Consider the following 22,546-nt stretch of genomic DNA (forward strand, 5'->3'; position numbering starts at 1 on the left):
GGCACTTCCTACTTACCGGTAGCCCCGTGCTGACCTGCGCGGACGCCGTCAGCCGACCTCGGCGAGGTCGCTTTCGCGCTCCTGGGTGTTCAACTTGGAGTGCTTGATGCTGTAACCGAAATAGACGGCTGCGGCCAGCACCAGCGTCACCGCGGCGAACAGGTACACCTTCGGGTCGAGCCCGTAGATGAGGTATGCGCAGAAGCCGACGCTGAGGATCGGGGTGACGGGGTAGCCCGGGACCTTGAAGCCGCGCGGCAGGTCCGGCTGGGTACGGCGCAGCACGATCACGCCGACCGAGACCACCGAGAAGGCGACCAGGGTGCCGAGGCTGGTGAGGTCCGTGAGGATGTCCAGCGGCACGAAGGCGGCCAGCGCGCCGACGGCGACGCCGACGACCAGGGTGTTCCAGACCGGGGTTCCGGTGCGCGGCGAGAGCTCGGCGAACTTCTTCGGCAGCATGCCGTCGCGGCCCATGGAGTACAGGATGCGGGTCTGGCCGTAGATCACCACGAGGGTGACACTGAAGATCGAGATGATCGCGCCCAGTGCGAACATCATGGCCGGCCAGCTCTGGCCGGTGATGTCCTGGAGGATCTGGGCGAGCCCGGCCTCCTGGCCGTCGAACTGCTTCCACGGCTGGGCGCCGAGGGCGGCGATCGCCACGCCGATGTACAGCAGCGTGACCACGACCAGCGAGATGATGATCGCCAGCGGCAGGGTGCGGCGCGGGTTCTTGACCTCCTCACCGGCGGTGGACACGGCGTCCAGGCCGATGAAGGAGAAGAAGATGCTGGAGGCCGCCAGCTGGACGCCGCCCATGCCGAGCGGCATGAAGGGGCTCAGGTTGCCGGAGTGGAAGCCGGTGACGCCGATCGCGATGAAGAGCAGCAGGATGAAGATCTTGATGGCCACCATGGTCGCGTTGACCTTGGCCGACTCGCTGACGCCGCGCACCAGCAGGAGGCAGATCAGCGCGACGAGGATCACCGCGGGCAGGTTGAGGTAGCCGCCGGAGCCGGGCGAGGCGGACAGCGCGGCCGGGATCTGGACGCCGAACGCCAGGTCCAGGAACTTGTTGAGGTACTCGCTCCAGCTGACCGCGATCGCCGAGGCCGAGACCCCGTACTCCAGCAGCAGGCAGACCCCGACGCCGAAGGCGACTCCCTCACCGAGGGTGGCGTAGGCGTAGGAGTAGGACGAGCCGGACGCGGGGATGGCGGAGGCCATCTCGGCGTAGCAGAGCGCGGTGAGGCCCGCGGTGACCGCCGCCAGTACGAAGGACAGGATGACGGCGGGTCCGGCCTCGGGCACAGCGCTGCTGAGCACGAAGAAGATCCCGGTGCCGACCGTCGCGCCGATGCCGATCGAGGACAGCTGCCAGAGGCCGATCGTGCGGCGCAGGTGGATGCCGGAGCGTCCGCCCTCCTCGGGCGCGCCGGCGGGCAGGGCGTCGCCGCCCTCGCTCTCGGCGATCAGGGTGGCTACGGGCTTCCTTCGGAGCAGACGCTCTCCGAGGGGGGTGTTGCTGGCCAAAACGTGATCCTTCTAGGCGGGGGAGGGTGTCCTAGCGACCGGTCACTCGATGCCCCATCGGGAGACATCGCGGACCAACCGAACAAACATGGGACAGTACCCCGCGAATGCGCCAGTGTCGTAAACGAACAGCCTGGGGCCCCGCCTTGTACGAATCGTAGAAACAGTCAGCACAAACCGGACAGTTCGCAGGCGGCGGACCGTCGTACCAGCAGGTAGGGGGCATGATCCGCCCCTCGTGGGCGAGGCGCCCGGGCGCCGTGCCGGCGCTGATACCTCGTCAGCCCCGGGGCGGCGTCAGCCCTGGAGCAGCTTCAGACCTGGGGCGGCGTCAGCCCTGGAACAGGTGGTGGCCGACGTCCGAGGGCACCACGTCCTGGACGGGCCTGCTGTCCGGGCCGGGCACCCTGGTGCCGGGCACGGTGTCGCTGCTCTCCCGGTGCAGCAGCACGACGCCGTCCTCGGCCCAGATCTGCCGGTAGCCGTGCGCCAGCAGCAGCTGGATCCGCTCGGCCTGCTCCCGGTCGGTGGCGAACGGGAAGGACCGCTTGTCCGACCTGGTCAGCACGTACTCGCGCCCGCGCGGCGTCTGGTCCACCAGCACCACGTCGGTACGGGCGGTCAGCCGGGGCGCCACCTGGTTGTCGGCCTCCACCGAGGCGCCGTCCGGGATCAGCGCGGCCGCCCGGACCAGCGCCGCCTCACTGGTGGCCGGCCGCCAGTTCGAGGGCAGCGCCAGCGTCGCCAGGCCCATCGGCACCGCCGCCACCAGCACGCAGCCGGCCGAGGCCAGGCCCAGCACCAGCGCCCTGCGCCGGGTCCGCTCCACGGCGTACAGCCGGCCGAGCACCTCGATCGCGGCGGTGAGCAGGATCGGCCACAGGAAGGCGTCGTAGTGCCGGGCGACCGACCAGTGGTTGGGGTTGCTGGAGAGCACCCGCTCGGCCAGCAGCGGCACCGCGCACAGCACGGTGGCCGAGCGCAGCGGCAGCAGGCACATGGTGCCCAGCAGCCAGAGCAGCAGCAGCGGCTTGAGCGGCTGGTCGAAGGCGGCCCGGACGAGCAGCAGCGGGTTCCCGAGCAGGTTGTGCAGCGCGCCGCCGGCGTCCGGGCCCAGCGAGCCGTAGTTCCAGTAGTACCCGGGCTGCCCGCCCATCGCGGGGATCAGCCAGGTGATCGCGACCGCCGAGGCGAGCGGCCCGCCCAGCAGCAGCCCGGCGCCCGTCCAGCGGCCGGCCGGCTCCCCCGTACGACGCGCGCGCAGCAGCAGCACCAGGCCGTACGCGCCGACCATCAGGCCGACGTCCTCCTTGGTGCAGCAGAGCAGCACCGCGGCGAACACCACCGCGCCGTAGCGGCGGGCCTGGCCGCGCTCCAGCAGCAGCAGGGTGAGCGGGACGGCGAAGGCGACCTCGTGGAAGCCGACCCGGGCGGCGACCAGCAGCGGCCAGCCCAGCGCGTACACCAGCCCGGCCAGGTCGACCGCGCGGCGGGCGGCCACCGGCCCGGCGCCGGCGAAGCAGCGGGCGGTGATCCGGCGGATCAGCGGCACGCCGGCGGCGAACAGCAGCGACTGGCCGATGATCAGCGAGCGCGGGTCGTCCCAGATCCAGTACAGCGGTGCGAGCAGGGCCAGCACCGGCGAGAAGTGGTCGCCGAGCAGCGAGAAGCCGGGCGGAAACTCGTGGTGGTAGCTCTTGAGCGAGGAGACGGGCGACCCGAGGTGCGCGTAGCCGCGTACACCCTGGTCGAAGATGCCGAGGTCGAAGCCGCCGAGCTGGGCGCTGGCCCAGCCCCGCAGGCCGATCGCGGACATGACGGTGAAGCAGAGCGCGGTCAGCAGCAGGGTCCGCCGGCGGGCCGTGAGCAGGCCCGCCAGCCGGGCGCGGGCACCGGCCGGCGCGGCGGCCGGGGCGGGCCGGGGTTCCGTATGAGTGGTCACGTCGATCTCTGCTCTGCTTCGTCTTCTGCTTCGTCGGTGCTGCACCGCGGGCCGGCACAGCGTCCTCGGCTCGGCCCGAGCGGACCGGCCAGACACGACCGGGCGTGGTCGGGCACGGCCGGGGACGGTCAGGAACGACCGGCCCGTCCGGTCACGACCGGGCGCTCCCGCGCGCCCGGGGCGCAAGGCCGAAGGCACCAGTCTGCCTCAGCCCCCGCGCGCCACCGACCACGCGGTCAGCCGCCCAGCACCGCCTGCATCACCGATCTGGCGATCGGCGCGGCCAGGCTGCCGCCGGTGACGTCGGTGGCGGCACTGTCCGCGATCACCACGGCGACGGCCACCGGCGGCACGGCCGTGGAGCCGGCGGGCTTCGCCCAGGAGATGAACCAGGCGTACGGGGTGCCGGTGTTGTCGACGCCGTGCTGGGCGGTGCCGGTCTTGCCGCCGACGATCGCGCCGGGGATCCGCGCCCTGGTGCCGGTGCCCTGCTCGACCACGTCCGTCATCAGCTGCTGGACCTGCCCGGCGACGGCCGGCGTCATCGCCTGCCGGTAGGTGGTGGGACGCATCACCTGCACCGTGGCGCCGTCGCTCCTGGTCAGCCTGTCCACAAGCTGTGGATGCATCACCGTGCCGTTGTTGGCGACGCCGGCCGCCACCATGGCCATCACCAGCGGTGTCGCGGCGGTGTCGAACTGGCCGATCGAGGAGAGCGCGAGCTGCGCCTGGTCCATCCTGGTGTCGAAGTTCGAGCGGGCGGCCCGGACGGGGACGTCCAGCTGGGCGTCGTTGAAGCCGAAGCTCTCCGCCATCGCGACCATCTTCTCCAGCCCGGTCTGCACCCCGAGGTAGCCCAGCACGCTGTTGCAGGAGAGGACCATCGCGGTGTCCAGCGACAGTCCCGGCCGGTCGCACGCGGCGGTGTCGTTGACCAGCGGCGTCGTCGTCCCCGGCAGGATGTAGGGGGACGGCGCGCCGGTCGGTGCGTCCAGGTCGCCGACCACGCCCGCCGCGAGCGCGGCCGCCGCGGTGACCACCTTGAACGTCGAGCCGGGCGGGTAGATCTGGCGCAGCGCCCGGTTGAGCATCGGCTGGTTGGTGTCGGCCTGGAGCCTGCTCCAGGCGTCCTGGTCGGCGGCCGAGGTGCCGGCGAACGTCCCCGGGTCGTAGGACGGCGTGCTGGCCAGCGCCAGGATGCGCCCGGTGGCGGGTTCGATCGCGGCGACCGCGCCCTTCTGCCGGCCCAGGCCCTTCATCGCGGCCTCCTGGGCGGCCCGGTCGATGGTGGTGTAGACGTCGCCGCCGGGGTTCTGCCGGCGGGCGATCTCGTTCCAGAGCGCCCAGCTCGCCAGTCGGCTGTCGGTGCCGGAGAGGACCGCGTCCTCGGTGCCCTCCAGCAGGCTGTTGCCGTACGTCTGGGAGGAGTAGCCGGTGACGGCGGCGTACGTCGGTCCGTCGGTGTAGGTGCGCCGGTAGTCGTAGCGGCCGCCGGTCGGCACGGAGCCGGTGACGGTGTCGGCGCCGACCCGGATGTTGCCGCGGGGCTGGGAGTAGCGCTCGATGGTCAGCCGCTGGTTGGCCGGGTTGTGGTCGAGCCGCTCCCGCTGGAAGACCTGCACCCGGGTGGCCTGCGCCGCCAGCGCCACGATCAGCAGCACGCAGAAGGTGCCCGCGCGCCGTCCGGTGGTCGAGATCCCCGGGCGGCCCGGCGGCCCGGCGGCGGGCGGGCGCGGCCGGCCGCGTCGCAATCTCACGCGCCCTCCCCTGGCGGCGGCGGGCGCCGGGCGAGGTCGCTCATCCGCACCAGCAGGGCGACGATGATCCAGTTGGTCACCACCGAGGAACCGCCCTGGGCGATGAACGGGAGTGTCATCCCGGTCAGCGGGATGAGATCCAGGACGCCGCCGGCCACCACGAAGACCTGGAGCCCGACGATCGCGGCCAGCCCGATGGCCAGCAGCCTCCCGAAGGGGTCGGGCAGCGCGAGGCCGGTCCGAAAGCCCCGCGAGATCAGCAGCGCGTACAGCAGCAGGAGCGAGATCAGCCCGGCCAGCCCCAGTTCCTCGCCGACGGTGGCCAGGATGAAGTCGGACTTCGCCGCGAAGCCGATCAGGATTGAGTGGCCGAGGCCCAGGCCGGTGCCGAGGAGGCCGCCCCAGGCGAAGGCGAACAGCGACTGCGCGATCTGGTTGGCGCCCCGGCCGGCGGCGATCGAGCCCAGCGGGTCCAGCCAGTCGGCGACCCTGCTGTGCACGTGCGGGGAGAGCCAGCCCACCCCGACGGCGGCGAGCGCCGTCAGGAACAGCCCAATGGCGATCCAGCCGCTGCGGGCGGTGGCCACGTACAGCATGATCACGAAGAGGCCGAAGAACAGCAGCGACGTCCCGAGGTCGGTCTCCAGCACCAGGACACCCACGAACGCGGCCCAGATCAGCAGGACCGGCCCGAGCACCCGCCCGCGCGGCAGCTGGAACCAGAGGAAGCGCCGGCCGGTCAGCGCCAGCGCGTCGCGGTGCACGGCCAGGTAGGCGGCGAAGAAGACGGCCAGGAGGATCTTGGCGAACTCCCCCGGCTGGAAGGAGAGCGGTCCGAGGGTGATCCAGATCCGCGAGCCGTACACCGGCGGGAAGAGGACCGGCAGCACCAGCAGCACCAGCGCCAGCAGCGCGCCGATGTACGCGTAGCGCTGCAACCGCCGGTGGTCGCGCAGGAAGACCACCACGGCGATGAAGAGCGCCACCCCGAGCGTGGACCAGAGCAGCTGGGTCTGTGCGGCGGCGCTGCCCGGGGTCGCCCGGTCCAGGCGGTAGATGACGACCAGCCCGATCCCGTTGAGCAGGATCGCGATCGGCAGCAGCAGCGGATCGGCGTACGGCGCCCGCCAGCGGATCACGCCGTGCGCCAGCAGGGCGAGCACACCCAGCGCCGCGCCGTAGCCGGCCGCGCCGGAGGGCACCTCGCCGTCGATGTTGGCCCCGACCTCGATGTAGCCGAAGACCGCGATCAGGACGGCGGCCAGCACCAGGGCGAGTTCGGTGTTGCGACGGGTCCTCACCGGCCGCCGGGGCCGGGCGCCGGCCCTCGTCACGGCGGATGGAGTTGCCACGGATCGTCCTGTCGCAAGCTCGTCGGGTCGCCCTCGTCGGGTCGCCGGCTCTGGTTGGCCACCCTAACGAGAATTAGCCATATTTACGGACCTTGGTGTCGGTGTGTCCGATATTCGCCCGCCGACCCGTCAGCGGCCGGGCCGAGAGCGCGCCCGCAATCGCCCTCGCGCCCCCGGGCCCCCGGCCCCGGCCGGGCGCGAGGCCGGTCGTGTCCGGAGCAGAAGTCGCCAGCCCCGGCCCCAGATTGGCCGTCCCCGACCGGTGATCCATAGGATTCGGCGGGTGACTACCGGACGACGACCCAGAGCCAGGCTCGGCAGCCTGCTGGCCGCCCTGGCGATAACGGGTGGTGCGCTGCTCAGCGGCCTCCCCGCCCACGCCGACGAACCATCAGCCGGCGCCGCCGCGGGCAGGGAGGCCCCCAGGGTCGACCTCGTCCTTGACGTCAGCGGCTCCATGCACGCCACCGACATCCAGGGCAAGAGCCGGATCGCGGTGGCCCAGCAGTCCCTGAACGAGGTGATCGACGCCCTGCCGCCGGAGACCGACTTCGGCATCCGCACCCTCGGCGCCAACTACCCCGGCGACGACAAGAACCAGGGCTGCCAGGACACCAAGCAGCTCTTCCCGGTCGGCAAGACCAACAAGGTGGAGGCGAAGACCGCCGTCGCCACCCTGCGGCCCACCGGCTGGACCCCGATCGGCCTCGCCCTGCGCGGCGCCGCCCAGGACCTCGGCAAGGGCGAGACCACCCGCCGGGTGGTGCTGATCACCGACGGCGAGGACTCCTGCGCCCCGCCCGACCCGTGCGACGTCGCCCGCGAACTCGCCTCCCAGGGCATCCACCTGGTCGTCGACACGCTGGGCCTGGCGCACGACGACAAGACCCGCCAGCAGCTGCTCTGCATCGCCAACGCCACCGGTGGCACCTTCACCGACGTGCGGACCCAGGAGCAGCTCACCGACAAGGTCAAGCAGCTGGTCGACCGCTCGGTGGACACCTACACGGTGACGCCCACCAAGACCACCGGCACCGACAAGTGCGAGAGCGCGCCGGTGCTGACGCCCGGCGTCTACAGCGACCGCGAGAAGTTCTCCGAGCACCGGGTCTACCGGGTGCCGGTGAAGGCCGGGCAGGAGCTGCGGGCCTCGGTGAGCGTCTCGGTCGACCGGGCGGTGGCCCGCGACTACGGCGTGCTGCTCCAGGCGACCAGTACCACCGGACAGGAACTCGTCCGGGGTACGGACGCCGGCAGCGGGCGTACCGACGTGGCCTCCGCCGGCCTGCGCTGGTCCTCGTCGATGTCCTCGACCTCCCCGACGGCGTCCGCCTCCCCCAGCGGCGCGGCGGAGACCGCCGTCTGCCTGGTGATCAGCAACTCGCTCGCCCCGCAGCCCGGTGTGGCGGCGGACCCGGGCCTGCCGCTGGAACTGACGGTCGACCTGGCCACCGCCTCCCCCGCGCCGGACGGCCCGGCGCTGGGCCTGGGCCGCGGCTGGATCCTGCTGCTGGTCCTGACCCTGGCGGGCCTGCTGACCGGTCTGCTCTTCGGCTGGATCGCACGCTGGCGGATCGCTGTCTGGCGGGAGAACTGACGATGCGTACCACTCTCAAGGCCGCACTGGCCGCCGTCGTACTGGTGCCGCTGCTGGCCCCGGCCGCCTCGGCCGCCTCACCGTCCGCCTCCCCCAGCGCGAGCAGCCTCGCCCCGGTCAACAAGGCCGGTACGTCGTTCCTGACCGCGACCGCACTGGCCGCCGGCCAGGACGCCAAGGTGGCCGCCTCCACCGGTGACTACCTCTACTGGTCGTTCGGCGCCGCCGAGGGGCAGACGCCCACCATCGAGCTGTCCGTCACCCTGGCGCCGGCCGCCGACCGGCACGGGCCGCAGAGCTGGAGCGTGGAGGTCTTCGACGGCCTGCGCCGGCGCCAGTCCTGCACGGCGGGCACCCAGAACGCCACCGGCGCGCCCACCGCCACGGACCTGACGCTCAGCTGCACCCTGCGCCAGATCCGCTCCTGGGCCGAGCCCTGGTCCGGTGACCCGCTGCCGGGCACGTACTACGTCCGGCTGTCGGTCGCCGACGCGCCGCAGCAGGACCTCGGCCTGGCCGCCGGCGCCCAGCTGCACATCGCCACCAAGGGCGGCCCGGACGACGCCCAGCCCGAGGGCGGCTCGTTCAAGGCCCCGCTCGTGCCCCCGGTGAACGCCGGCGGCAGCGCGGTCGGCGGCAAGACGGCCGCGGTACCGCAGGAGCCCGAGTCGCACTGGTACTCGGGCTGGTTCTCGGGCTGGAACAGTCGCTGGTTCTGGACGCTGGCGGGCGGCGCCCTGGCCGCCCTGGCCGGCGTCGGCGGCTACACCGTCACCCGCCACCCGCGCGGCCGGCGACCGGCCCGCTACGGCGCCGTCCCGCCGCAGGCCGGCGCGCCGCAGCCGGGTCCGTACGCCGGGTCGGGGCAGTCCTGACCGGTGCGTGAGGCGAGGGCCGGCCGGGCTTCCCGGCCGGCCCTCGCCCGTACCCCGGGGCCTCGCGCGCCCGCCCTTCCTCCGCCCCTGGTGGGCGCACGGCCGCGCTCAGCCCTCGCAGCACCGCCGCAGGCCCTCCGCCTCCATCCCGAGGAAGCGCCGCGCCCGCTCCCCGAGCAGCAGCTCCACCGGCCGGGCCAGCGGGCCGCTCTGGTCCAGCGTCAGGGTGAGCCGCATCCCGCCGGCCGGCCCGCGTTCCAGCTCGTGCCCGCCGACGGTGGTCACCCCGGGCCCCGCGCTGAGCCAGCTGAACGACCGCCCCAGCTCGAACCCCGTGACCCGCCAGACCGCGGCCGGGAGGCCGGGCTGCTTCAGCCGGGCGGTACTGCCCAGCAGCAGCGGACCGTCCTCCAGCCGCCGCACATGCGTCATCGAGGCCGTCCAGCGCGGCCAGCTCTCCACGTCGACCAGCGCGGCCCAGATCCGCTCGGGCGGGGCATCGATCCTGACCATGACGGTGTGGCGCACCCGTACCCCCCGCGATCTCGCTCTCCTGCGACAGCCGGTGCCAACCAGCGTAGGGGCGGGCACCCGCCGAGGACAGACCTCTGCAAGCCACCCGGAAGGCCGCGGGTCGCGCGCCGGCCCGCGCGCGCCGGCGGCCTAGGCTCGGCCCCGGCCGACGGGACCGCGATCCACCGGAGCGGAGCGAGGAGCGAGCGATGGGCGGCGGGCGACCGCAGGACCGGATCGTGGTGGGCGTCGACGGCTCGGCGCTCTCCCGCGCGGCGATCCGATGGGCCGCCAGGCAGGCCGCCCTCACCGGCAGCGCCCTGGAGGCCGTGACCGTCTGGCACTTCCCCAGCCTGTACGGCAGCACCGGGATGGTCCCGCCCGTCCTGGACGGCTTCGACCTGGAGGCCGACGCCGCCAAGATCCTCGACGAGAGCCTGGCCGCCGCCCTCGGCCCCTCCCCCGACCTGCCCGTCCAACGCCACATCAAGGCCGGCCAGCCCGCCCGCGCCCTCGTCGAGGCCGCCCGGGGCGCCTGCGCCCTGGTCCTCGGCAGCCACGGCCACGGCGCCCCCCTCGACACCGTCCTGGGCTCCGTCAGCCACTACTGCGTCCACCACGCCCGGTGCACCGTCGTCATCGTCAAAGCCGAGCCGCCACCCCACTGACGACCGGTCACCCCCATAAACGCAGAGATCCCGCCCGATCAACTGATCGGACGGGATCTCGTGGCCACTCACGAGCGGCCGTTGGGTGGAGCTGAGGGGATTCGAACCCCTGACCCCCTCGATGCGGACTACCGGCGGGGCGGTCGTTGGGGTCTCCGGCGCTGGTCGCCCTGTCTGGGGCGTCCGCCGTCGGCCAGCTGCGACCGCCCCGGTTGCTGTATCGCGCTGCTGTACAGCAACCCACCCATGTCGACGGGGCGCATGCCCGTGTCGGCTCCGCATGCCACAGACTGGCTGTCCGCGGCATCTCCGTCCCGAAGCAACCTGGGCGCCCACCCGACCTCGGCGAGCAGCGTCGCTGACCTGCCCGAACGATTCCCAAGTGTCCGTGGCCGTCCACCGCTGTACGCGGCCGTTGTAGCGCAGTTAGACACTCAGGCTTGCGCGGCCCGCGTGCGCACCCTCGCCGCGGGCATTCGCTCGCCGAGCATAAGCGCCACGATGCCGGCCACCGTCGAGAGGACCGTCGGCAGGATGTCGGTTGGCGCTCGCAGCACAACCACGATGACGATCACGGCCGCTGGCCAGATCTGGGGAGCCCTGGTTGACAGGGGCCCTGGGCTAGGAGACAGACTCACAGGGGTACCTCCAAGAGGTGCTCATGCCCGCCCTTGCCGCAATCGGTTCCAGCCTCAGCGGCAGTGGCGGGCTTGGCCATTCGGTTAACTGACCGTAGCAGTGGACGAGTACGCAAAGGCGCCGGAGCAATCACTCTCAGCTATGACCTCTGCTCATGCTTAGCGAGCAGGGCTCATACTCTCCGCCTCTCACGCGGCGTCGACTGCGCGGAGCAACTCTCCAAAATCCTCCATGCACCTGCGCTTCTGACTCTTCAGAATGCTGGAAAGTTGTCGCTGATTTGCTCACCCAGGGGAGCCGATCGAGTTGGCTGGATCCCGTCGTCGGAGACGAGCAACGCGGGTGGTGGAGCGGTTTTGGCCGGTGTCCTGTCTGGTCTGGGTCCGGGCATGATCGGGGCCCGTAAGCTCATCGCGTCTCGGTCAGGGCTTTTGGGCCTGACCGCAATTTGGCCGAGTGGCCCCCCGGTCTTGCTCGGTGCGGGTCCCGGTCCTGGCAGGTGGGTAAAACCGTGGAGCCGCCCGCCCCCAGCCCCGGTGGGGTTGGTCCTGAGATCGAATTCCCCTGCCCTCCTGTACCGGGGAGGGGGTAAGTCTGGACGCTGTCCGTTCCTGCCCCGGCCTTAGCTTTCCGCCCCTCGGGCGCGGCCGACGACGGCAAAGCCCCAGCCGGGGCGAAGACAGGAGGCGGGGCGCGCGCCGGAGGACGGCCGGCGCCGCCCGCGCATCGCGCGGCACCCCGAACCCTTGTGTGAGGCTGCTCCCCAGTCAGTCCAGGAGGCGGGGAATCCTCGCCGGTATCTCCGATGCCGCCGTGATGTGCCTTCCCCACTGGCCCCGCCCTCCCCGCGGCGAGCGCAGCGAGGCGCCTTGAACCCGTAGAGAAGGTTTCTACGCATCCCTGTACTCCCCGCACTCCTCGCTCTTCCTCCACTCGATCACTGACCGAACCGCCCCGTTCCGGCTAGCCATGGTGTTCACGAGCGTTACCGCCTGGGCATGCTGACCTGTTGTCAGGCATCTCGGCTGGGGAGGGCGGAGCCGCGTGGAGGAGCTGACGGTCAGGCCATGGCGGAAGCCGGGAAAGTGGCGGCTGTACGTCAACAGAGCCGGTGTCCGTGGTGCTGCGGTCGCATGGCTTGATTGCCTGACCGGCGTGGTCGAGATCCAGGATGCCGAGCGCGAGTCCGCTGCGCTGGCCAAGGTGGAGGAGTGGTGCGCCTCCTACGGGCAGTCTGTACCCCCGCGCACCGTACGACGCTGTGGGGACGCAACGCCGTCAGCGCCGGCCAAAGCGCCCGTGCCGAAGCAACGGGTCAGCGTGCCCTTCCTGCCACCTCTGCGCGATGAGGACGACCTTGCCTTGAACGCGCCCGGCGCCGGGCTGGAGAGCATGCTGCGGCGGGAGGAGCAGTCGCACAACGTCTGGGTTCGCCTGGTCGCCAAGGCGACCCGGAATCCCCTCGGCGCCCCAACCACGCTCCTGGGGCTGGAAGGCGAGCGCATCGTCGGGGCTGGCTTGGAACCGCTGAGGATCGCCGGGTGGAAGGTCCTGCACGGTATGCCGCTGCCCAGCGGTGCCGACATCGACCACGTGGTGATCGGCCCACCGGGCGTCTTCACGATCAATACCAAGCATCATCCGGACGCCACCGTGCGGGTCGGCGACAAGATGGTCGGCGTCAACCGCAACAGCTTCCCGTACCTGGCTAACGCCGAGTTCGAGGCCTCACGAACGGCGGCACTGCTGGAGGAGTGGTGCGGGTTCGAGGTGCCCGTTCACCCGATCATCGCTGTGGTCGGCGCCCGGAAGATCACTCGTGCCGGAGCCTCCCCCGTGGCCGTGGTCGCCGGCGAGCAGATCGCCTCGAACCTCCCGCAAACGCCGACACGGCTGACACCGGAACGCGTTGAGAGGGTCTTCACCGTCGCGCGACACCGACACGTCTGGAGCCAGATGGGAAGCCGCGGCAAGAAGTCCAGCTAGGAGCTGTCTCCTTGATCGGGCCGGGTCGGCGGCCGGGTCGGAGCAGTCCCGCGGCCCGGGGCGGGGCGTGTCGGTGTGATGCGGCAGGATCACCTGCATGACGGACGGAATCGCCTGGCTCGCGGAGCCACAGAGCATTGCCTTCGGCGGCTACAGCGTGACCCTGGCCCGAGGGCTCGGGATCGAGGTGCTGGCGGCGCGGATCGCGGCCTCGGCCCAGTGGTCGGAGCGGACCGTGGAGCCGGTCGGGGAGCTCACCGGGGACGAGCTGGTCGAGGCGTTGGACTCGGAGTACGGGGACGCCTGGGACGGGATCGGGCTGCGACTGGGGGTGAGCGACGGGTGGACCTTCGCGGTGGCGTACGGGGGCTGGTTCGGGGAATTCCGGGACGATCCGGCGATCTCCGAAGGCGGGGCCGACGTCTTCCTGCTGGAGTACGAGGAGGAGAACGGCAAGCCGGTGCCGCCGACCTTCCACTACCACCGGGACGGCCGGACGGTCTGCTCGTTCAATCTGCACCTGGACGACTCCTGGGGCAACGGCCAGGTCGCCGGAGACCCCGAACTCGTAGATACGGTCATGGGGTTGCTGAGCATAGAAGGTCTGCCGGACGAGGAACGAGCGCACCGAGAGGTGCACCGGACCACCCTGGGGGTGCTGGAGCGGCAATTCGGTCTGACACTCCCCCGGGCCATAGTGCTGGAGGCCCCCCTGCCGGCCGTCCTGCTCGCCGACCAGAGCGTGACTCTTTGATGGGTTGAGCTGTTGATCGGATGTGTCTGTCCGATTGATGATCAGTGATGCCGTGTGGGAACGGATCGAGCCGTTAATGCCGGCCGATCCGGTCCGCGGCGGCGATGGGCGAACCACCGCCGCACTCTGGAGGCGATCGCGTGGAAGTACCGCACGTGCTCGCCCTGGCGGGACCTGCCCCACGAGCTCGGCTCGTTCAAGACCGCCCACAAACGGCTGCTGCGCTGGGCAGTCGACGGTACCTGGGCCAGGGCCTTCGCAGCTGTTCTCGCCGCAGCGGACGCGGGCGACGAGATCGGCTGGACCGTCTCGGTGGACTCCACCGTCTGCCGGGCCCACCCGGTCGTCCCGGACCGGTGCGTGGGACGTGGTGCTCGCGGACCGCGCCTACTCCTCCCGCGCGATCCGCGCCCACCTGCGCAACCGTCACATCCGGGCCGTCATCCCACAGCCCGCCGACCAGGTCCAGCACCGCCGACGACGTGGTCCTCACGGCGGCAGGCCACCTGCCTTCGACCCCGAGTCCTACAAGGAACGCAACACCGTCGAGCGGTGCATCAACCGCTTCAAGCAGTGGCGCGGCCTGGCCATGCGCACCGACAAACTCGCCATCGCCTACCAAGCCGCACTCCACCTCGCCGCCATCCTCATCTGGGCCCGCAGATAACCAAAGAGACAGACCCTAGCTCAGCTCGCCTGCGGCAAGTCGATGAGCGTCCGACCGTCGTGGGTACGGATGTGCGGGGCTGCTTCGTCCTGGAGGGCGTCGAGCAGGCGGACGGCGTAGACCTCGCCCATCCGGGCGGCTACCTCGTCCGGGGTCAGCCATGCCACCGCCGTCGACTCCTGACCACCGCCATCGCCGAAGAGCTGATCACGAAGAACCTGGCGGCCCTGGTGAAGCTCCGGTCGCCTCGGCGGACCGCCCGGAACCCCTGGTCGGTGGAGGAGGCGAAGACCTTCCTGGAGTCGGCACGCCGCGATGGTGACCCGCTCTACCCGGCGTACGTGCTGATCCTGGTCCTCGGGCTACGGCGCGGGGAGGTGCTGGGCCTGACCTGGGGTTCGGTGGACCTGGACGCCGAGCTGCTGACGGTGGAGGCCCAACTCCAGCGGATCCGGCGTCAGCTCGTTCACGACGAGACCAAGACCGACGCGTCGACCGCCGTCCTCCCGCTGCCGGACATCTGCACCGCGGCACTGAAGTTCCGCCGTCAGGTACAGGCCGCCGCCAAGCGGGCCGCCGGCGACTTGTGGGCGGGGCTCGACTTCGCGTTCACCACCCGCACCGGCTCACCGATCGAACCGCGCAACTTCAACCGGTCGTTCAAGCGGCGGTGCGAGCTGGCCGGCGTCCGGGTCATCCGACTGCACGACACCCGGCACACCTGCGGGTCGCTCCTCGCCGCCCTGGATGTGCACCCGCGGATCGCGATGCAGATCCTGCGGCACAGCAAGATCGCCGTCACGATGGAGATCTACACCCACGTGCCGTCAGAGGCCACCCGGCGGGCGCTGAAGAAGCTCGGCCGGCACATCACCACCGAAGCACCAGAGCAGCCGGAGTAGCTGCTGTACTTCACTGCTGTACAGACGATCAAAGGCCCTCCCGGATGATCCCGGGAGGGCCTTTGACATTGGGTGGAGCTGAGGGGATTCGAACCCCTGACCCCCTCGATGCGAACGAGGTGCGCTACCGGACTGCGCCACAGCCCCAACGAGAAGAAACTTTAGCACCTTCGGGAGGGGGTTCGTGACCACCCCCTCCCCCGGCCGGCCCGGCGGGCCCGCGATCACTCGTTGGCGGCGCGGGGGCGGTGGGCGTACTCGTCGTCGTGGACCTCGGCGCCGGCGGCCGGCGGTTCGGCGTACTGGTCGTAGAGCGGGGTGTTGCGGGCCTCCCCGGGGCGCCCGGCCGTCCAGGTGCCGGGGGCGCCGAGGTCGAGGCCGCGGGTGACCCGGGGCGCCACCGGTGCGGTGACATAGGTCGGCAGCGGGACGGGGACGGGCTCCCAGGAGTCGGGGCCGGCCGCGCCGCGCTCGCGCATGCCGTCGACCCATTCCTCGTGGTCGGTCGCCTCGGCGAGCGCCGAGGAGGCCTTCGCGGTCTGCGGGGTCGGGTCGGCGGCCAGCCGCAGGTGCGGGCGGCCCCGGTCGGCGGGGTGCGTCGCATTGTGCGGGGTGTCCGCCCGGCCGCCCTGGTGGGCGGGCCCGTCATGGGCGCCCTGCCGGCCGTCCACGCCGGCCTCCTCGGCCCCGCGCTCCTCCGTACGCCGGCGCTCGCGCTTGCGTAGCTGCTCGGCGGCCTGCGCTGCGCGCGAGCGGTCGAGCTTCACCTCGTACCGCTGGCGCTCCAGCTTGCGCAGGTGGCCGATGTAGAGCGTGAGGAGCACGGCGGGCAGGGCCGGCACCCAGAGGAAGGCCAGGCCGGCCACCGCCGCGATGACCGCGCCGCACGCGAAGGCGAGGAAGAGGACGGTGACCATGCGGCGGCGGCGGGCGAGCAGCCTGGCGCGGCGCTCGGCGCCCGCGCGCTGATCGGCCCGGTGTTCCGCCCGCTCCTCCGTACGCTCGTCGGCGTGGCGCGAGGATGGCTGCCCGCCGTCGTCCGCCGGCTCGGCCTGCCCGGTCGGCGCACCGGAGGCTTCGGCCGCGTCGGGCACGCCAGGGGCGACCTCGTCCGTTTCGGACAGGTCGTCGCCGGTGCTCGTCCGGTCCTCGCGCGGGTCGTCGCGCGGGTCGTCGCGCGAGTCACCGTCGCCCGAGTCGCCGTCCCGCGAGTCGTCCTCGCGTGAATCGTCACGCTTGTCGTCACCAAGGGCCCGGGACACCCGCCGCTCCATCGCCGAACGCCCGGCCAGCAGGCGGATGGCGGTGCTGAAGCGTTCCGTCGGGCGCGCCTCGTTGAGCTCGTCCTGCCTGCGGAGCCACATCGGCACCAGATAGGCGGCCCAGGCCCCTACGATGACCGCGTAGATAAGGCCGCTACTGCTCACGTTTCACACCGTACGGGCGTAGGGGAAGGCCTGGCAGCAATTTGGCGCGGCGTGTCGTGTGATCAAGCTGATTCTCCGACTATTTTGCCGGCATTTGTGCCCGTCCGTCGCGGCGACGATGCCATATCGATATTTGATTCGAACATATATTCAATTACTGCTCTCGCGGCCCGCCCTGATCTCCCGCCAGCGCTCCAGCATGCCCTCGGGGACCTCGTCGACGGTCAGCGCGTACACGAGGTGGTCGCGCCAGTCGCCGTCGATGTGCAGATAGCGCGGGCGCATTCCCTCCGGCCGGAAGCCCAGCTTTTCCACCACCCGGCGGCTCGGCACGTTCTCCGGCCGGATGCAGACCTCGATCCGGTGCAGCCCCAGTGTCCGGAAACAGTGGTCGACCGAAAGCGCGACCGCCGTCGGCATGATGCCCCGGCCGGCCACCGTCTCGTCGATCCAGTAGCCGACATTGGCGGAGCACATCGAGCCCCAGGTGATGCCGCCCACGGTCAGCTGGCCGACCAGCTGGCCCTTGTAGAGGACGACGAAGGGCAGCATCCGGCCCGCCGAGGCCTCGCCGCGCAGGTAACGGACCATCTGCCGGTACGTCGGGCGCGGGCCCGCCGGGCGGCCCGGGCCGGCCGGGGGGACGGTCGCCTCCCACCGCCGCAGCCAGTCCCGGTTGCGGCGGCTCACCTCCTGCCAGGACCGCTGGTCGCGGACCCTGATCGGGCGCAGCGCGACCTCCCCCTCGTGGAGTTCTACCGGCCAGCCGGCGTTCAGTGCGTACTCCCGTCAGCATCAGCACCGGCACCGGCGTCGGCGTCGGGCCGGGGGTGGTCACCGCCGCCGAGCTGGTCGACGGCGTGCGCGAGCAGCGGCTCCAGCACGACGAGGCCGTCCTTGACGCCGCCGGTCGAGCCCGGCAGGTTGACGATCAGGGTACGTCCGGCGAGCCCGGCCAGCCCCCGGGACAGCGCGGAGGTGGGGACCTTGGCCCGGCCGTACGCCCTGATGGACTCGGGGATGCCGGGGATCTCGCGGTCGATGACGCGGGCGGTCATCTCGGGGGTGAGGTCCATCGGCGAGATGCCGGTGCCGCCGGTGGTCAGCACGACGTCGTAGCCGGCCGCGGCGGCCTCGCGCAGCACCGCCTCCACCGGCTCGCCGTCCGGCACGACGCGGGGGCCGTCGGTGGCGAAGCCCATCGCGCGCAGGCCGGCCACCAGCAGCGGGCCGCCCTTGTCCTCGTACACGCCGGCGGAGGCGCGGTTGGAGACTGTGACGGCGAGCGCCCTCATCCCGCCGCTCGCGCCGGGGCGGGCGCCGGCGGGCGTGCTCGACCCGGCGGGCGTGCCCGGCCCCGCAGGCGCGCTCATTCGGCGCCCCGCTGCCAGTCGCCGCTCTTTCCGCCGGTCTTGGTGAGCACCCGGACGTCCTCGATGCTGGCGGCCTTGTCCACGGCCTTGACCATGTCGATCACCGTCAGCCCGGCGACCGCGACCGCGGTCAGGGCCTCCATCTCGACCCCCGTACGGTCGGCGGTGCGCACCGTGGCGGTGATCTCGACGGCCTCGTCGGTGACGGCGAGGTCGACCTTGACGCCGGAGATGGCGATCGGGTGGCAGAGCGGGATCAGCTCGGGGGTCTTCTTGGCACCCATGATCCCGGCGATCCGGGCCACCGCGAGGGCGTCGCCCTTGGGGACGCCCTCGCCGCGCAGCAGCGCCACGACGTCGGGCGCCACCCGCACCCGGCCGGCGGCGACCGCCGTGCGCACGGTGGCGGCCTTCTCGGAGACGTCGACCATGCGGGCCGCGCCGCTCTCGTCGACGTGGGTGAGGCGGTCACCGGGGGGTGTGGTGGTCACGGGTGCTCCAGGGAGGGCGCGCAGATCGAATACCGCGCTACCGTACCCCCAGCTCCCGCCGCAGGGTGGGACGGGCCGTGTCAGTGGGTGAGAACGCCCGGCCCGCCGGGCCCGCCGACCCGGGGGGCGAGCCCGGTGGCGGGGCGTCAGTCGGTGAGCAGGACAACGTCGACCTCGCTGCCGGCCGGCAGGGCGGTGACGTTCTCGGGCACGGTGATCAGACAGTTCGCCATGGCCAGCGCCCCGACCAGGTGCGAGCCCTCGCCGCCGACCGGCTCCACCCGGCCGGCCCCGTCGTAGTGGCCGCGCAGGAACTGCCGGCGCCCGGCGGGCGAGCGCAGCTCGGCCGGGCAGACGGCCCGGACCACCGGCCGGTGGACGTCGGGGGCACCGAGCATGGTGCGGATCATCGGGCGGACGAACAGCTCGAAGGAGATGTACGAGCTCACGGGGTTGCCGGGAAGTGCCAGCAGCGGGACGCCGGTGCCGGCCCGGGAGCCGATCCGGCCGAAGCCCTGCGGCTTGCCGGGCTGCATCCGCAGCCTGCGGAAGTCCACCCCGCCGTAGCTCTCGAAGACCTCCTTGACCACGTCGTACGCGCCGACGCTGACGCCCCCGCTGGTGACGATCAGGTCGGCCCGGCCGAGCTGGTCCTCCAGGACGCCCCGCAGCACGGCGGCGTCGTCGGGCACGCCGCCGACCCGGTAGGCGATGGCGCCGGCGGCCCGGGCCGCGGCGGTGAGGGTGAAGCTGTTGGAGTCCGGGATCTGCCCGGGGCCCACCGGCTCGCCGGGCTGGACGAGCTCGCTTCCGGTGGAGAGCACCACCACGCGCGGGCGGGGGCGGACCTTGACGGTGGCCCGGCCGATGGCGGCGAGCAGGCCGAGCTGGGTGGGGCCGAGCAGGGTGCCGGCGGTGAGCACCTGCCGGCCGGCCGTGATGTCGCTGCCGCGGCGGCGGATGTGCGCGCCCTCGGTGACCGGGCGCAGCACCCGTACCTCTTCACCGGCGGCCGCCGCGCCCATCGAGTCGGCGGCCTCGCCGGTGCCGGTGCCACCGTCGGTCCACTCCACCGGGGCGACGGCTTCGGCGCCCGGAGGTACCGGGGCGCCGGTCATGATGCGGGCGCTCTGGCCGGGGCCGACCTTGGGGAGGTCGCCCGCGCCAGCGGCGATGTCGCCGATGACGGTGAGCACCGAGGGGTAGCGGTCGCTGGCCCCCGCGGTGTCGGCGGTGCGGACGGCGTAGCCGTCCATCGAGCTGTTGTCGAAGGGCGGCAGGTCACCGTCGGCCGTGACGTCCTCGGCGAGCAGGCAGCCCTGCGCCTCCAGCAGCTGCAACTCGATCGCGGGCAGCGGGGCGGCGGCCGCCAGGACATCGGCGAGGTGCTCGTCGACCGTCCACATCCGGGCGGCGGGCGGCTGCCCGGCGGGGGACGGCACCGAGTCGGCGGACGGCCCCGGGGACGGCGATGCCGGGCCTGCGGATCCTCCGCAGCAGGAAGCTGGGGCGGTACTGCTCTCCGTGGGCCCGGTCATCGCTGGCTCGCTCTCCGTCGTCGGATCAGTCCTGCATCTCGGTGCGGACGAACTCCTTGAGCCAGGTGCGGAACTCCGGGCCCAGGTCGTCGCGCTCGGACGCCAGTCGGACGATAGCGCGCAGGTAGTCCGCGCGGTCGCCGGTGTCGTAGCGGCGGCCCTTGAAGAGCACACCGTGCACGGGGCCGCCGATCCCGGAGTCACGGGTGGCCAGCTCGCGCAGCGCGTCGGTGAGCTGGATCTCTCCGCCGCGGCCGGGTGCGGTGTTGCGCAGCACCTCGAAGATGGCCGGGTCGAGGACGTAGCGGCCGATCACCGCGTAGTTCGACGGGGCGTCGGCGGTGTCGGGCTTCTCGACCAGGTCGGTGACGTGGAAGACGTCCTCGCCGAAGCCGTTCGGCTTGACGGCGGCGCAGCCGTACAGGTGGATCTGGGAGGGCTCGACCTCCATCAGCGCGACGACCGAGCCGCCGAGCTCCTGCTGCACCTCGATCATGCGGGCGAGCAGCGGGTCACGCGGGTCGATCAGGTCGTCGCCGAGCAGGACGGCGAAGGGCTGGCCGGCGACGTGCTGCTCGGCGACCAGGACGGCGTGGCCCAGGCCCTTGGGGTCGCCCTGGCGCACGTAGTGCATGTTGGCCAGCTCGACGGACTCGCGCACCCGGCGCAGGCGGTCCTGGTCACCCTTGCGGGCGAGCAGCTCCTCCAGCTCGTAGGCGCGGTCGAAGTGGTCCTCAAGGGCGCGCTTGTTGCGGCCGGTCACCATCAGTATGTCGCTGAGGCCGGCGGCCGAGGCCTCCTCCACCACGTACTGGATGGCGGGCTTGTCGACGACGGGCAGCATCTCCTTGGGAGTCGCCTTGGTAGCCGGAAGGAACCTCGTGCCGAGGCCTGCGGCGGGCACCACGGCCTTGGTGACGGGGATGCGGGGGTTCGTCGTCGTCATGCGTTTACCTTACTAAGGCGTGTTTTCGCCTGGCTGAGCGCGAGGTCAAGCGGCTATGAAAGGACGTCGCGGGGCGCGGCCACGGCTGCTGGCTTGTACGGAAGTCCGGTGGGGGCGAGGGGCTCCCCTCCGGCACAGGGCGACACACTACCGGGCTTTTCCGAACGGTCACGCTCGGCATCGGAGCCGCCCTTGGACACCCGGGGGCCGGGCGCCCCGCGCCAGCAGTCCCCGCCCTCCTTCTTCGCCTGGGCCAGGGCCCCGTCGGCCGCCCGCAGCAGCAGCGCGGCATGGGTGCCGTCCCTGGGCAGCACGGCCAGGCCGGCGGCGGCGGTCAGTCCGTTGCCGTGTGCGTGGCTCGGTTCGCGCGGGCCCGACGACCAGTCCAGCAGCCGGTGCCGGCGGACGGACCAGATCAGCCGCTCGGCGACGGTGATCGCCCCCTCGACGCCGGTGTCCGGCAGCACGATCAGGAACTCGCCTCCGCCGCACCGGCCGAGGGTGTCGGAGCGGCGGATCTCCATGCCGAGCCGCTGGGCGAGGTCGCGCAGGATGGCGTTGCCCCGGCCCCGGCCGTGCTCGGCGATGACCGCCTCGAAGCCGGAGATCTCCAGCATCAGCAGGGCCAGCGGCCGGGGCTCCTCGTGCTCGTCCGCGCGCCGGCAGCGCTCGACCTCGCGGTCGAGGGTGAGCTGGAGGTGCCGGTGGTTCCACACCCCGGTGAGCGGGTCACAGGAGGCGGTGCGCGCCAGTTCGGCGCAGCGGGCCTCCAGCTCGGCGATCCGCCCGCGCAGCCCCGACTCCCGGGCGGCGGCGGCCCGCTCGCCGCAGCGCGCGCGCAGGCCGAGGAGGACGGCGCCGCCGAGCGCGGGCGCGCTGAGCACGGCCAGGGCCTGGACCAGGAGCGGGGTGGACATCGGGGCGCCTTCCGCATGTCAGGCTCTGAGCGTCACCGGGCCCAGAGCTGTGGAGGATCCCATGTACAACGAGAAGGCGGAGCTGAGGACACGGCTGCTCGGCGAGCGGCGGGCACTGTCCCCGCAGGCGCGCGAGGCGGCCGCGCTGGCGCTGGCGGGCCACGCCCTGGAGCTGGCCGGGCCCGGGCAGAGCGTCGCGGCGTATGTCTCGGTCGGCGCGGAGCCGGGCACCCGTCCGCTGCTGGACGCGCTGCTGGCGGGCGGCGTCCGGGTGCTGCTCCCGGTGCTGCTGGCGGACAACGACCTGGACTGGGCCACCTATACCGGCCCGGGGCGGCTCGCCCCGGCCACGCGCGGGCTGCTGGAGCCGACCGGGGCGCGGCTGGGGCCGCAGGCGGTGTGCGAGGCGTCGGTGGTGCTGCTGCCCGGCCTGGCGGTGGACCGCCGGGGCCTTCGGCTGGGCCGGGGCGGCGGCTCGTACGACCGGGTGCTGGCCCGGCTGGCCCTGGCCGGGGCCCGGCCGCTGCTGGCCACGCTGCTGTACGAGCACGAGCTGCTGGAGCAGGTGCCGGCCGAGCCGCACGACCGGCCGGTGGACGCGGCCGTCACCCCGTCCGGGGTGCACCGGCTGGGGTGACGGGTCCGGCCCGGGCGGGGTGGCGGCCG

At 72.4% G+C, this 22,546-nt stretch carries 19 protein-coding genes, 1 tRNA gene and 3 pseudogenes; 8 read left to right on the plus strand and 15 right to left on the minus strand.

The genetic code is table 11. From position 1 onward, the window contains the following. Positions 1 to 48 precede the first annotated feature (48 nt). From ACIBH3_RS02050 to ACIBH3_RS02065, 4 genes are all read right to left on the minus strand, one after another. On the minus strand, positions 49 to 1,536 hold the full coding sequence (locus ACIBH3_RS02050; protein WP_396309887.1) for an amino acid permease: 1,488 nt from the start codon (positions 1,534 to 1,536) through the stop codon (positions 49 to 51). A 331-nt stretch (positions 1,537 to 1,867) separates the two neighbouring features. Next, a complete protein-coding gene (locus ACIBH3_RS02055) occupies positions 1,868 to 3,478 on the minus strand; it encodes a DUF2079 domain-containing protein (RefSeq protein WP_396309888.1) in 1,611 nt (536 codons plus the stop codon). Between the two features lie 236 nt (positions 3,479 to 3,714). Beyond that, entirely contained in the window at positions 3,715 to 5,175 is a 1,461-nt protein-coding gene (locus tag ACIBH3_RS02060) for a penicillin-binding transpeptidase domain-containing protein (RefSeq protein ID WP_396309952.1), read from the minus strand. Between the two features lie 56 nt (positions 5,176 to 5,231). Continuing rightward, positions 5,232 to 6,587: an FtsW/RodA/SpoVE family cell cycle protein gene (locus tag ACIBH3_RS02065; RefSeq protein ID WP_396309889.1), complete on the minus strand. Its 1,356-nt coding sequence runs from the start codon at positions 6,585 to 6,587 to the stop codon at positions 5,232 to 5,234. Between the two features lie 283 nt (positions 6,588 to 6,870). Here ACIBH3_RS02065 and ACIBH3_RS02070 point away from each other — a divergent pair, with 283 nt between their 5' ends. After that, positions 6,871 to 8,184: a VWA domain-containing protein gene (locus tag ACIBH3_RS02070; protein ID WP_396309890.1), complete on the plus strand. Its 1,314-nt coding sequence runs from the start codon at positions 6,871 to 6,873 to the stop codon at positions 8,182 to 8,184. 2 nt (positions 8,185 to 8,186) lie between these two features. Next, on the plus strand, positions 8,187 to 9,059 hold the full coding sequence (locus ACIBH3_RS02075) for a peptidase (protein WP_396309891.1): 873 nt from the start codon (positions 8,187 to 8,189) through the stop codon (positions 9,057 to 9,059). A gap of 108 nt (positions 9,060 to 9,167) precedes the next feature. On the opposite strand, the gene ACIBH3_RS02080 is transcribed toward ACIBH3_RS02075, so the two are convergent. Then, positions 9,168 to 9,572, minus strand: a complete 405-nt coding sequence (locus ACIBH3_RS02080) for an SRPBCC family protein (RefSeq protein ID WP_396309892.1) — start codon at positions 9,570 to 9,572, stop codon at positions 9,168 to 9,170. 209 nt (positions 9,573 to 9,781) lie between these two features. On the opposite strand from ACIBH3_RS02080, the gene ACIBH3_RS02085 reads away from it, so the two are divergent. Continuing rightward, positions 9,782 to 10,240: a universal stress protein gene (locus ACIBH3_RS02085; protein ID WP_396309893.1), complete on the plus strand. Its 459-nt coding sequence runs from the start codon at positions 9,782 to 9,784 to the stop codon at positions 10,238 to 10,240. Between the two features lie 434 nt (positions 10,241 to 10,674). Here ACIBH3_RS02085 and ACIBH3_RS02090 read toward each other — a convergent pair whose 3' ends face one another. After that, positions 10,675 to 10,815: a hypothetical protein gene (locus ACIBH3_RS02090; RefSeq protein ID WP_396309894.1), complete on the minus strand. Its 141-nt coding sequence runs from the start codon at positions 10,813 to 10,815 to the stop codon at positions 10,675 to 10,677. Between the two features lie 1,108 nt (positions 10,816 to 11,923). Between ACIBH3_RS02090 and ACIBH3_RS02095 the strand changes: the two genes are divergently transcribed. The 3 genes and pseudogenes from ACIBH3_RS02095 (at position 11,924) to ACIBH3_RS02105 (ending at position 14,286) form a co-directional block, all read left to right on the plus strand. Beyond that, entirely contained in the window at positions 11,924 to 12,865 is a 942-nt protein-coding gene (locus tag ACIBH3_RS02095) for a nuclease-related domain-containing protein (protein WP_396309895.1), read from the plus strand. 97 nt (positions 12,866 to 12,962) lie between these two features. After that, positions 12,963 to 13,619: a DUF6461 domain-containing protein gene (locus ACIBH3_RS02100; protein ID WP_396309896.1), complete on the plus strand. Its 657-nt coding sequence runs from the start codon at positions 12,963 to 12,965 to the stop codon at positions 13,617 to 13,619. Between the two features lie 22 nt (positions 13,620 to 13,641). Continuing rightward, positions 13,642 to 14,286: pseudogene (locus ACIBH3_RS02105) on the plus strand (transposase). Between the two features lie 20 nt (positions 14,287 to 14,306). On the opposite strand, the pseudogene ACIBH3_RS02110 reads toward ACIBH3_RS02105, so the two are convergent. Beyond that, positions 14,307 to 14,465 (minus strand): annotated as a pseudogene (locus tag ACIBH3_RS02110) (NUDIX hydrolase); the annotation flags it as partial. A 168-nt stretch (positions 14,466 to 14,633) separates the two neighbouring features. Here ACIBH3_RS02110 and ACIBH3_RS02115 point away from each other — a divergent pair. Beyond that, a pseudogene (locus ACIBH3_RS02115) lies at positions 14,634 to 15,188 on the plus strand (site-specific integrase); the annotation flags it as partial. Between the two features lie 73 nt (positions 15,189 to 15,261). On the opposite strand, the gene ACIBH3_RS02120 reads toward ACIBH3_RS02115, so the two are convergent. From ACIBH3_RS02120 to ACIBH3_RS02155, 8 genes are all read right to left on the minus strand, one after another. Then, positions 15,262 to 15,335, minus strand: a tRNA-Ala gene (locus ACIBH3_RS02120). A gap of 77 nt (positions 15,336 to 15,412) precedes the next feature. Continuing rightward, positions 15,413 to 16,615: a gephyrin-like molybdotransferase receptor GlpR gene (gene glpR / locus ACIBH3_RS02125; RefSeq protein WP_396309897.1), complete on the minus strand. Its 1,203-nt coding sequence runs from the start codon at positions 16,613 to 16,615 to the stop codon at positions 15,413 to 15,415. 150 nt (positions 16,616 to 16,765) lie between these two features. Further along, complete coding sequence (locus ACIBH3_RS02130) at positions 16,766 to 17,392, minus strand: GNAT family N-acetyltransferase (RefSeq protein ID WP_396309953.1); 627 nt, start codon at positions 17,390 to 17,392, stop codon at positions 16,766 to 16,768. Beyond that, entirely contained in the window at positions 17,389 to 17,910 is a 522-nt protein-coding gene (locus tag ACIBH3_RS02135) for a molybdenum cofactor biosynthesis protein B (RefSeq protein WP_396309954.1), read from the minus strand. Before ACIBH3_RS02135 ends, ACIBH3_RS02130 begins: the two co-directional genes overlap by 4 nt. A 74-nt stretch (positions 17,911 to 17,984) precedes the next feature. Then, a complete protein-coding gene (gene moaC, locus ACIBH3_RS02140; RefSeq protein WP_396309955.1) occupies positions 17,985 to 18,419 on the minus strand; it encodes a cyclic pyranopterin monophosphate synthase MoaC in 435 nt (144 codons plus the stop codon). A gap of 206 nt (positions 18,420 to 18,625) precedes the next feature. Continuing rightward, positions 18,626 to 19,885 (minus strand): gephyrin-like molybdotransferase Glp, encoded by a 1,260-nt coding sequence (glp, locus tag ACIBH3_RS02145; RefSeq protein ID WP_396309956.1) that lies wholly within the window; start codon positions 19,883 to 19,885, stop codon positions 18,626 to 18,628. A gap of 157 nt (positions 19,886 to 20,042) precedes the next feature. Then, complete coding sequence (gene galU, locus ACIBH3_RS02150) at positions 20,043 to 20,963, minus strand: UTP--glucose-1-phosphate uridylyltransferase GalU (protein WP_396309898.1); 921 nt, start codon at positions 20,961 to 20,963, stop codon at positions 20,043 to 20,045. Between the two features lie 53 nt (positions 20,964 to 21,016). Then, complete coding sequence (locus ACIBH3_RS02155; RefSeq protein WP_396309899.1) at positions 21,017 to 21,880, minus strand: GGDEF domain-containing protein; 864 nt, start codon at positions 21,878 to 21,880, stop codon at positions 21,017 to 21,019. Between the two features lie 61 nt (positions 21,881 to 21,941). Between ACIBH3_RS02155 and ACIBH3_RS02160 the strand changes: the two genes are divergently transcribed. Next, on the plus strand, positions 21,942 to 22,517 hold the full coding sequence (locus tag ACIBH3_RS02160; protein ID WP_396309900.1) for a 5-formyltetrahydrofolate cyclo-ligase: 576 nt from the start codon (positions 21,942 to 21,944) through the stop codon (positions 22,515 to 22,517). Positions 22,518 to 22,546 lie beyond the last annotated feature (29 nt).

Source organism: Kitasatospora sp. NPDC050543 (genome assembly GCF_044457565.1).
Taxonomy (GTDB): Bacteria; Actinomycetota; Actinomycetes; order Streptomycetales; family Streptomycetaceae; genus Kitasatospora.